General features: G+C 30.7%; 5 protein-coding genes. 3 read left to right on the top strand and 2 right to left on the bottom strand.

Going from position 1 to position 11,704, the window contains the following annotated elements; translation table 11 throughout:
• The first annotated feature begins 109 nt into the window (after positions 1 to 109).
• Positions 110 to 1,213: a glycerol dehydrogenase gene (locus tag Q0138_RS01150; protein WP_297979762.1), complete on the top strand. Its 1,104-nt coding sequence runs from the start codon at positions 110 to 112 to the stop codon at positions 1,211 to 1,213.
• Positions 1,214 to 1,479: 266 nt separating this feature from the next.
• Here the strand turns inward: Q0138_RS01150 and Q0138_RS01145 are convergent, their stop codons facing one another.
• Positions 1,480 to 2,619: an aldo/keto reductase gene (locus tag Q0138_RS01145; protein ID WP_297979760.1), complete on the bottom strand. Its 1,140-nt coding sequence runs from the start codon at positions 2,617 to 2,619 to the stop codon at positions 1,480 to 1,482.
• A gap of 590 nt (positions 2,620 to 3,209) precedes the next feature.
• On the opposite strand from Q0138_RS01145, the gene Q0138_RS01140 reads away from it, so the two are divergent.
• The gene (locus Q0138_RS01140; RefSeq protein WP_297979757.1) at positions 3,210 to 10,394 is read left to right on the top strand and encodes a DUF3320 domain-containing protein; all 7,185 of its coding nucleotides are present in this window, start codon (positions 3,210 to 3,212) and stop codon (positions 10,392 to 10,394) included.
• Between the two features lie 307 nt (positions 10,395 to 10,701).
• Positions 10,702 to 10,866, top strand: coding sequence for a hypothetical protein (locus Q0138_RS01135; protein ID WP_297979754.1), 165 nt, complete (start codon positions 10,702 to 10,704; stop codon positions 10,864 to 10,866).
• Positions 10,867 to 11,044: 178 nt separating this feature from the next.
• On the opposite strand, the gene Q0138_RS01130 is transcribed toward Q0138_RS01135, so the two are convergent.
• Positions 11,045 to 11,464 (bottom strand): hypothetical protein, encoded by a 420-nt coding sequence (locus Q0138_RS01130; protein WP_297979752.1) that lies wholly within the window; start codon positions 11,462 to 11,464, stop codon positions 11,045 to 11,047.
• Between the last annotated feature and the right edge of the window lie 240 nt (positions 11,465 to 11,704).

Raw genomic sequence — 11,704 nt, 5'->3', positions numbered from 1 at the left:
TTTAAGTTTAAGGGATTTAGTTTTGACACAATTTATTTAGATTTTAATATCTATTTAAGATTATATTTTTATTTTTTTTTAAATAAAAAATATAAATGGAGGAAAAAATATGACAAAAACATTTATTGCGCCAAGTAAATATATTCAAGGACCTGGAGAATTTAATAATTTAGGAAGCTATGTTGCAACTTTTGGGGATAAAGCTCTTGTTCTCATCAGTAATGGTGGTTTAAGGAGAAGTGGGCCAATTTTAGAAGAAAGTTTCAAAAAAGCGAATGTTGAATTGGTCTTTGATGTATTTAATGGAGAATGTACTACTGGTGAAATTGACAGATTATCTGAAGTAGCTAAAGAAAATGATGTTAAATCTATTGTGGGAGTAGGTGGAGGAAAAATTTTCGATACAGCAAAGGCTGCTGCATATTATTTAGATCTTCCTGTAGTTATTTGTCCTACAATTGCTGGTACTGATGCTCCATGTAGTGCATTATCAGTTGTTTATACTGAAGATGGAGCTGTAGAATCCTATTTATTCTTAAAAGAAAACCCTGATATGGTCATCATGGATAGTGAAGTTATTTCCAAATCTCCTGTTAGAATGACTATTTCCGGTATGGGTGACGCTTTAGCAACCTATTTCGAAGCAAGAGCTTCCAACCAACATGGTGGAGACAACTTCGCAAATGGTAAACCTACCTTAGCTGCTATGGCAATTGCAGAATTATGTTATGACACCTTAATTGAAAACGGTTACAAAGCTAAATTGGCTTTAGAAAATGCTGCATTAACTGAAGCAGTTGAAGCTGTTATTGAAGCTAATACCTTATTATCAGGTATTGGATTTGAAAGTGGTGGAGTAGCTGCTGCTCACGCAGTCCATAATGGTTTCAGTGAATTAGAAGAATGTCACAAAATGTTACACGGTGAAAAAGTATCCTTTGGTGTAATTACCCAATTAGTACTTGAAAACTCACCTGTTGAAGAATTAGATGAAGTATTAAACTTCTGTGTTTCCGTAGGATTACCTGTAACACTTGAAGAAATCGGAGTTACTAACCCTACTGAAGAAAAAATATTGCGAGTTGCTGAAGTTGCATGTGCTCCTACTGATACAGCTGTTAACATGCCTTTTGAAATCGATGTTCAAATGGTTAAAAACGCAATCTTTGCTGCTGACGCTTTAGGAAAAGATGCACACAAACATTTCGGTTAAATAAATTAAAAGTAAATAATCATTTTGATTTTTTACTTATTTTTTCTTTTTTTCTTTTTTTATCTCTTTATATCTTTTTTACTTCTTTTTTTATCTCATTGTATCTTTTTTTACTTCTTTTTTTTATCTCATTGTATCTTTTTTTACTTCTTTTTTTAGTTTTATTATAATTTTTATATCTCATTAATTTTTTAAGTTCTTTTTTTGTTTTACTATAATTTTTTTTATCTCTTTATATCTTTTTTTACTTCTTTTTTTAGTTTTACTCATCCATATGGACTGAAACCTTCTTGGAAATGGTTGCAAAGATTTTCAAGTTCCTCAGGAATGTTTATTTTTTGAGTACAATAGTCAATACAGGCTTCACACTTAATGCAATCACTTGCAGGGACCTTTTCTTCCCCTAACTTATCAAAGTATAGCCTATAAATATTGGACTGTTCCTGAACCTTATGCATATTATACAATTTAAAGTATTCTGGAATCGGAATATCGCATGGGCAAGCCTTAAGGCAATATCCGCATTCAGAACAGGGAACTGCCAAGTTTTCCCTTAATTTATCCGCTTGAATCAGCAGGAATTCCTCTTCCTCAGGACTTAATGGAGTAAAATTTTCAAAGGTTTCAATATTTTCCAAAAGATCATCCATCTTATTCATTCCGCTTAAAACCATTTTAACATTGTCCAAGGATGCACAGAATCTTAATGCATAACTGGCAATGGATTTATCTGGATTGAATTCTTTAAAGTTATCTTCAATCTCTTTTGGCTGGTTTACAATCACTCCTCCTTTTAGGGGTTCCATTACATAAACGTCAAGCCCATGTTTTACACATAGCTCATAACATTTATGGGATTCAATTGCAGGATCTTCCCAATCCAAATAATTAAGTTCCAATTGGGCAATGTCAAATATTTCCCCATATTTTTCAAGGAATTCTTCAAGCAGTGTTGAATTATCATGAAAACTGAAGCCAATCTTTTTTGCAATACCCTCTTCTTTCATTTTTTGTATATAATCAAATGAATTATTCTCTTCAGCTAGTTTTAACCATGGTACATTGATATTATGGATAAAGAAAACATCAAAATAATCAATTCCCAATCTTTCAAGCATAGTCTTTACAAATTTTTCATTATCTTCCTTGCTTGTTAAGGCCCATGTAGGCATCTTGTCACATATTTTAAAGGATTCGCGAGGATATCTATCAACAATAGCCTTTTTCATTGCTGTTTCACTAGTTCCATTATGATAAGCATAAGATGTGTCAAAATAATTAAATCCCTTTTCCATATAGATATCTACCATATCATTAAACAATTCCTGATTTATGGATGTCGGATCATTTTCATCTTTTAATGGCAGTCTCATACATCCAAATCCAAATTTACTTTTATAATCCATTTTTAATCTCCCAACTAAATTTTTTAAAATTCTATTTTAATTTTTAAAAAAGAATTTTCCATATCCCATTATTTTTGTATATATACTTTTAATTTTAATCATTTGTATATATAAATCTTTTTAAGCTAATTAAGATTTAGAAAAATATAATTTTTAATTTAATATAAAAAATTATTTTTCAATATAATGGACTAATTAAAGCTTATTTTTTTAAAAATAAGGTATTTATTTTATAATCAGATTTTTTTTCAATATTTTTTCTTAAAAATTAATAAAATTTATTTAAATCCTATAATATTTTAATTCAATTTTAAATAAGTTTTTATATAAAATTTTAGTATTACAAAACTTTATAAATTACTAAAAATATATTTAATATTGTATCAATAATTATTAAAAAATTCATATATTTTTTTATAGGATTTTGTATATTTTAATTTGATTTATATGATTTTTTTATAAGTTTTTGTATAATTTTAAATGAATTCATATGATTTTTTTTTTAAAAATTTAATATAATTCAAGATTCTTAATAATTATAAATTATTTTAATTTTTCACATTGTCAAATTATATTGGTAAAGGGATATAATGCAATTCAGATCACCACAGAAAAATAATTCAAATAAAAATATTGAGAAGGAGTTTAAAAACTTAAGAAAGGAACTCCTGGATTTAACATTAAGAAATCCTCTTCTTAATTTTAAGGCTAGAAACAGAAATCTCAATATTATTAATCAAACACCAATGAATGCATATAAAACCTTGGTCTTGGAAAATAAGAAGATGTATTTTTCCCCTAACAAGAAGGAAAGCAAAAAGTCAAGAGCACACACTTTCATTGACCAAACCAAGGAGTTTTTATCCTCAGAAGGAGATAAGACCTTAAAGGCTGATTTATCTCCGAGTGAACTTCAAAAAAGATTGTTCTACATAGACCAACAGGCTAAAACCATGATCCAGGAGCAAGGTTACAATATTCTATATATTGCCCTTGGATTTATAGAATGGATTGACAACAGAAAACCAAAGCAAAAGAATTTGGCTCCTTTAATTCTCATTCCTGTTGCAATGGAAAGAAAGAAAGTTGGAAATTCATTTTCTCTCTCCTGGACAGGTGAAGATATACAAAACAATATCTCCATTCAGGCCAAGCTTCGTGAAGTAGGAATTGAACTTCCAAAATTTGAACAAAGCTCATATATAGAAGGGGTTAATCAGTATTTGGAAGAGGTTAGAAAAGCGATTAGGCCATTTGGCAAATGGAGTGTAAAGGATGGAGTTGCACTTGGTTTCTTCTCATTCACCAAATTTGTAATGTATAATGACCTTAATCCTGAAAGCTGGAATGAAAATGTTGATTTGACCAAAAATGAATTGATTCAGGCAATATTCAATCCTAGCAAAAATGTTTATGAAGACACATTTGAAGAGGATGATGTAGACGAGAAATTGCATTATAAGACTATGTATCAGGTTTTGGATGCTGATTCATCCCAGATTGCTGTAATTGAAAACGTTAAGGCAGGACATAACCTTGTTGTTGAAGGTCCTCCTGGAACTGGAAAGAGTCAAACCATTGTAAATTTAATTGCTGAACTTATTGCAGAAGGAAAGACAGTTCTTTTTGTCAGTGAAAAGATGGCTGCACTTGAAGTTGTAAAAAGCAGATTGGACAGTGTAGGTCTTGGAAAATTTGTTCTGGAATTGCATTCTCATAAGACAAGAAGGAAGAAATTATTGAAAAACCTTCAAAAGGCTACCAATGTCAGGGCTACAAGAGACTTGAAATTGGATCAGACCTTAAGGAAACTGGAGAATTTACGTAATCAATTGGATGAGTATGCGGAGATTATTCATCAAGCTATAGCAAGAGTCAATTTAAGTCCATTTGAATTATATGGTATGAAGGAGTCTTCAGAGGATTATTTTAAGAGAAACAATAAGATATTGCCTTTGGTTCGCTTCAATCATCCTGAAGAGATTTCAATGAAGGACTTGGATGATATTATATTGTCTTTGGAAAACTTGGCAGAACTTTATGGAACCATTTCCAAAAACAATCCATGGAGTTATTGCAATCCGAAAAGCTTGCTTCCAGGAGACTTAAGGGAAATAGAGTTGTTAATTAGAGACAGTCTTGATAGCCTAAATGATTTCAGATATGAAATGGATCTTGTAAATGATCTTTATGGCATAAAGGTGCCAAATACCTTAAAGGAATATGAAGATTCAATAACTGCTTTAGGCCTCTTAACTAGCGATAGCGCTAATTTGGTGGACAGTTCAATTCTATTGAATAAGGAATGGTTCAATAATCCTAAAAGAGCTGGAGAATTAATCCAGTTATTGTCTGCTTATCAAAATGCTTCCGGATTATTTAATAAATTTACAGATTATTTGCTCATTGCAGATTTAGATACAATAATAAATGACCTAAACAATGATTTGAATAAGAGATTCAAGTTGTTTGGCGGAAATTCCCACAAGGATGAGCTTGAAAGATTATATGATGGAAATGTTCCAAGTGATAGGGAAGTCATAAATGATTTAGTAAAGGTTCGCCAACAAATAAAGGTCAGACAGGCAATCAAGGATAATGAGGCACTTGCAGAAAGGTATTTCGGTGCACTATGGAGTGAGAATGCCAATATTAATGAATTAAAGGCTTTGGCAAACTGGATGGGCAAATTTACCTATCTCATTTCAAATGGAACCTTCAATGAAAACACCGTAAAGATTTTGACAAATGACCTTTTCCATCAGGGCATTGATGATGGCATAGATGATTATATTGAAAAGGGTAACCGATTCTATGAAACCTTAAAGAAATTGGAATCCAAATTAAACCCAAGAAGTAAAATCATATTTAAAAGGGAAACAGAGGATGTTCCTTTTGACAAATGGGAATTGCAATTGAACAATTGGAAGGGACAACTTTCAAGCCTTCATTTATGGTCACAATATTCAAATACCAAAAAGTCAATCTTGGATACTGATGCTTCCATTTTCATCAAGACTGTTGAAAAGAGAAACATTAAAAAGGATGATGTAAAACCTTTGGTTTTAGGTAATTTCGCAGACAGTCTCTTAAATATTGTATTTAATGAAAATCCTGTATTGGCAGGTTTCATTGGAGAATTGCATGAAAACCGCATAGAGGAATTTAAGGATTTGGATAGAAAGATAATAAACCTTAACAGAAAAAGAATATTCAATAAGCTAAACAGTGAAATTCCTAAGATTTTCGGCGGTGCAGCTGATGAAGAGGCTAAGGTATTGGCAGGAGAATTTACAAGAAAAAGCGGACATTTGCCGGTTAGAACCTTACTTGAAAAGGCAGGAGGAGCAATCAAAAAGATTAAACCTGTTTTCATGATGAGTCCATTGTCCATTGCACAATATCTTGATCCTACAAATCCTAAATTACAGTTTGATGTGGTTATCTTCGATGAGGCCAGTCAGGTAAAACCGGAGGATGCATTAGGTGCATTCATGAGAGGAAAAACTGCTGTTGTAATGGGTGATACCCAACAATTGCCTCCTACAAGCTTCTTTGACCAGATGACAGACAGTGAAAGTGGCGAAGAGGTAGCTACAGCTTTGGATATGGAAAGTATTTTACATTTATGTAAGTTATCATTCCCTGTAAAAATGTTGAAATGGCACTACAGAAGTCGTCATGAGTCCTTAATCAATATTTCAAATAGGGAATTCTATGACAATGAACTCTTGGTATATCCTTCACCAAGCCATAATGATTCAGAATTAGGTTTGAAATTCCATTATAATCCTAACACTGCATATCATAGGGGAGAAGGTTCTGCAAACCCATTGGAAGCTAAGGATGTTGTAAAGGAAATATTCAGACATTTTGAAAAATATGGTGATAAGAAGAGTTTAGGTGTCGGCACATTTTCTGTTGCTCAGAAAAATGCAATTTTAGAGGAATTGGAAATTGAACGTAAGAACCATCCTGAATTCGAACCATTGTTTTCAGATAAACGTGATGAAAGATTCTTCGTTAAAAACCTTGAAACCATTCAGGGGGATGAAAGGGATGTTATCCTAATCAGTGTAGGTTATGGATTCGATACAGAAGGAAAAATGTCCTTGAACTTTGGTCCTTTAAATCAAGATGGTGGTGAAAGACGTTTAAATGTACTTATTACAAGAGCAAGGGAAAAATGTGTGGTATTTACTAATTTCAGAGCTCATGATATTCATTTGACTGCAAACCCTCCATTTGGTGTAAAATCCCTACAAAGCTTTTTGGAATATGCTGAAAATTTACAGCTTAATCAGTTTGTAGCTGAAGATGATTATGAGGAAGCTCCATTTGAGGATTCCATCTATAATTTCCTAATTGATAATGGCTATCAGGTGGATAAGCATATTGGTTGTGCGGGATTCAGGGTTGACTTGGCAATCATTGATGAGGAAAATCCTGGAAAATACCTATTGGGTATTCAGACTGATGGTAATAATTATGCTTCATCCAAGGTTGCTAGAGACAGGGACAGGTTGAGAGAACAGGTCTTAAATGGTTTAGGTTGGAATATTTACCATGTCTGGTCCACTGACTGGTATAGAAACAGTGATTTGGCTAGAACCAGATTGTTGGAATATATTGAATCAACTATTGTAAACACTAAAATCAAGGATTTGAAAAATAAGATCAATGACATTGAATCAATGCAAATTAATCCTGTAACCACTGTCATTATTGATAAAAAGAAAAATTTGGAAGATGAAGGAGATTTGAATAATTCTTCAATAAGTGATGAATCGGATATGGAAAATGACAGTTCCACTCATAACAGAGAGGATAATCCTGAAGATTTAGATATGGAAGATTCTGCTGTAGACAATGACATTAAAAGGATAAATGAACTTAAGGCCAAACAGGAAAATGATGAAATTGAAAGAATCCGATTAAGTGAAGAAGAATTGGCTAAAGAAAAAGAAAAAGAAGATTTAATCAGCAGATATTTAGAAGGATTTGAAGAGGAATTTACAGAAAATTCAGATTCAAATGAGGATTTGGAAAATAATGCAAATAATTTAGATTCCAATGAATATTTGGATGAAGATTATATTGTTGATGAAGATTATAGTGTTGATGAAGATTCAATTGAGGATTTAGCTGACGATTATGTTGATGATGAAGATTCAATTGAGGATTTAGTTGACGATTATAGTGTTGATGAAGATTCAATTGAGGATTTAGCTGAAGATGTTGTAGATAATGAGAATAATTTAGAAGATTTTAATATTTCTAATGATAATGATGATGGCGATTTGGATGATTTAGCAAATATAAATAATTCTAAAACTTCTAATAAAGCAGAACATAAAATTAAAGAAAATAAAAATTCTAATTCAGATAATAATGCAAAATCCATTAATGATAAAAATAAGGTATCTGAAAAAGCCTCTGCAAATAAATCCCTTAATGAGAATAATAAGAAATCTGATAAGAAATCTGTAAAGGATTCTTCTAGTAAATCCATTAATGAGAATAATAGGAAATCTAATAAAGATTCCAATAATAAATCCAATTCAAGACCTAAATCTTTATTCAGTAAACTTAAAAATATTGGAGATGGATTTATTTATGGTTCTTCAGATGAGGATATTATTAATGTAGAATATGAGGAAAAGGAAAAACAATCCTATCCTAACAGTTTTCCTGAAGATGAATTTAAAGAGTCTAATAATATAAATAATTCTTCTGATGTCTCTGTTGGAGAAGAGGATTCAATGGGTAATGGTGAATCCTATTCTGAAGGAGATTTTGAAGAAGCTAGTGTGATAGGTGATGAATTCTATTCTGAAGAAGAGTATTATTATGAATCTGAATATATTGATTCTGATGATTTTATAAGTGAATCTGAATATATTGGGTTAGAAGATGACATTATTGATGTAAATAAAAAAGAAACCCTTATAAATGATGAATCCATTACTAATAATAATGATGCATATTATTCTGATTTGAATGAAATTGATTCAGAGGAAGAAATTATTGATGAGGAAAATGAGAATATGAGACAAAAGGATGTTTCACGTAAAAGAGAAATTATGGAATCTTATGATGATTCTGCAGATTATATAGTTCCAATTAGTGCTGAAAAAAGGCAAAAAGAAGAGGAATATGGGGAAGATGCAGATTATATTGTTCCTATTTCAGAAGATGAAGATGAAATAATTTCCAATGATAATAATCAAGAATTTTCTAATGAAGAAATCAATAATGATTACATTAACGAATATCCTGAGGAATCAGAAAAAAGAATTTATAAAAAACCTAATAAAAAACCTCAAGATGAATCTGGAGAGGTATATGCTCAAGATTATAATAGTGAAAATCCTAATTCAAATGTGGAAAACGATTCTCAAGTTAGTTCTAATGCTGAGGACCCTTATTTCTATACTGCTACAGGAATTGAAAATGCACTTAAAAAGAATGCTGTCAATTATCAAAGAACTGATGATAGAAATAAAACAGGTCTTGTAGGAGCTGTTTCAAGTATCAAAAATGAAATGAAATACATTAATGCTTCATTGAAAGAGATTGAAAATCCTACAGAAAGTGAAAGGGTTTATGTCATTGACCGTTCCGCCCCAGATGAATATTATGAAGATTCTTATGATTCAACTGAATATGAAAGTCCTATTGTTCCTGAAAGTCAAGAAAGAGTTTCATATGCAGAAGATAGACAAGTTTCTAACTATAATAATTCTGATGATGATTTTGAATCAATGTTCACTTCTAAAAAACATGAATATTTAGATAAAATCAGTGAATATTCCAATGAAAATGAAGTTTATCCTGAAAATACAGGTATCTATGAAGATGAATCTGCTAAATATAATGATAATTACTCAAATGAATTTAGTGCAGAGATTAGCTCTGGAGATGAATTTGAACCTATTATTCCATTAAATTCAGAAAACACCAATCAAAATATTGATTATCAACCTGGTTTGAGGGATTATTCTCAGGAAACTCAAGATAATCTGGATACAACTCTTGATTTTGATGATGGAGTTTCCCTAAATGAAGATGAATTAATAGATAATGAATTTGCAGATGATGAGTTTGAAATTGATGATGATGAGTTTGAAAATATCATCAGCAATGTGGATCATGATTATCAGGAAATTGAAAATGAAAGAATTAAGGAAGCAAATGTCTTAAGTTCTGTAGATAATACTAAATTGACTCCTGTAGGTAAATTGGAAGATTATATTACTGATTATGAAGAAATTGAAGATATAATCATTAAGAATTCTTCTGAAATCTATGATGATGAGAAAAAATTGGCAACCGCTGTTATGGATATAGTGGTTAGTGAAGGTCCTATTCATACAGATATTGTTATTCGTAGAATAAGGGAAAGCTGTAATTTATCTAGAGCAGGAACTAAGTTTAAGGATGCTATCTATAAGGCAATTGATAGAAATGAATCCAATTATAATTTAATTAGGGAAAATGATTTCTTGTTTAGAGATTATGATCAAATCAAGGTTAGAAAAAGAGTTAAACCTAATATTGATTTAATTTCTGATTTGGAAATTGAAAAAGCTATAGATTTGGTTTTAAGATTTGAGAAATCATTGAAAGTTAATGAATTAGCTAAAATGGTTTCTAGAACTTTTGGATTTAGATCAACTTCCAAAAAGACTTCCAATAGGATTATTTCTGTAATTGACATAATGATTGGAAAGGAAATCCTGATTAATAATAATGGAAAAATTGAATTCCTTTAAATTAATTTCTTTTCTTTTTTATTTATTATATTCATTTAATATTACTTCTTTTCTTTTTTATTTTTAAATTATTTTTTCCAATTTTAATTTTTTTATTTATTTTTTTGGCTTTGTAGAAACCCTCCATTTTATGAAATTTGGATTGTTCGCCAAATCTTGTAAATCAATCCTTTGAGATTGGTTTCTTTAATGGACAGGATTAAACTCCTGTGTGATTTGTACCATCAAATTTACGTTTCATTACGATTTGCTACTCTTTTTTTGAATAAAAAACTGGGCGAAAGATTGCAGAGCTGTTTAAAGGATAATGGCCTGTTCGTGTTTTAAGGGGGATCTCCTCGAAAGCTCCAGTTTCTTCATTAATGCACTTTCTAATCAGTTCTGTGTCGTATGCTTGTTTCTTGTATGTAATGGGGCTTATCCTTCTTTACTCCTCAAATTGCAGAGGGGGCAAAATTTGTATTGTATCTAGGGCCGCGTTGAGATGATTGAAAATCAAGCGTGTTTCAACATCAATTGCTACGTGGTAGTTTACATAGCGTTTTCGCTCTTGCTTGTGTATTTTGGTGCAATATTTGTCGGCATAATCATTTGAGCCCGGTTCCATCCATAGGGATTAATTCACACTTTAATTCATTTTTTTAAAAGAATTAAATCCATAAAATCATTAATCGATTTGTAAGGATTCTTTTAAAAATTTCTGAATCGTTGTGTAGTGGGAGGGTCTTTTTCAAGCCAAAATAATTCTTTAATTTATCAGATAATTCTAATAAATCTGTTAATTCACGATAAGTGCAATTTGTGTAGATTTTTATGGCCAAAATTGTGAACAATTTAGGCTGAGTGTAAATATGATTGCTGAAATAACTTGAATAGTCATTTAACACCATTTTAGCAGTGTTAAATGTGACTTCAATGAATTTAAACAAGTTAACAGCCTTAATATCCTTTTTACAGTCTTTTAAAAATTTACGAACACTATCTTCAACAGGTTCCAAACCAAAATCGAAAAGGTTTAATTGTTTGGAATACAAATATTTATATGGAGAATATGTTTTTAAGCTTTTCATATATAAATATATTCTCCTTTTTTATATAAATACTTTATTGTGCTTATTTTTTACTGTGCAAGTACAATTTCAAGTGTAATTAAAAAATAACGATTTTAAGAGAGTTATATTGGATTTAAAGAAACTTAAAAATTTTTTGCATCGATGTGCAATTTCAAGTGTAAAATTAGGGTTTCTACAAGACCTAATTTTTAATGTTTTTTTAAAGGTTTTTTTATGATTTAATAGTTGGATTTTATT

It is taken from the genome of uncultured Methanobrevibacter sp., assembly GCF_937906425.1.
GTDB lineage: Archaea > Methanobacteriota > Methanobacteria > Methanobacteriales > Methanobacteriaceae > Methanobrevibacter.
The sequence above is the reverse complement of the archived record's forward strand: the minus strand, read 5'-3'. Positions and strand labels throughout refer to the sequence as shown.

Excerpts from the sequence above, each read along its gene's own strand:
- Q0138_RS01150 (WP_297979762.1), top strand. The coding sequence starts at position 110 with ATGACAAAAACATTTATTGCGCCAAGTAAATATATTCAAGGACCTGGA.
- Q0138_RS01145 (WP_297979760.1), bottom strand. The coding sequence starts at position 2,619 with ATGGATTATAAAAGTAAATTTGGATTTGGATGTATGAGACTGCCATTA.
- Q0138_RS01140 (WP_297979757.1), top strand. The coding sequence starts at position 3,210 with ATGCAATTCAGATCACCACAGAAAAATAATTCAAATAAAAATATTGAG.
- Q0138_RS01135 (WP_297979754.1), top strand. The coding sequence starts at position 10,702 with ATGGCCTGTTCGTGTTTTAAGGGGGATCTCCTCGAAAGCTCCAGTTTC.
- Q0138_RS01130 (WP_297979752.1), bottom strand. The coding sequence starts at position 11,464 with ATGAAAAGCTTAAAAACATATTCTCCATATAAATATTTGTATTCCAAA.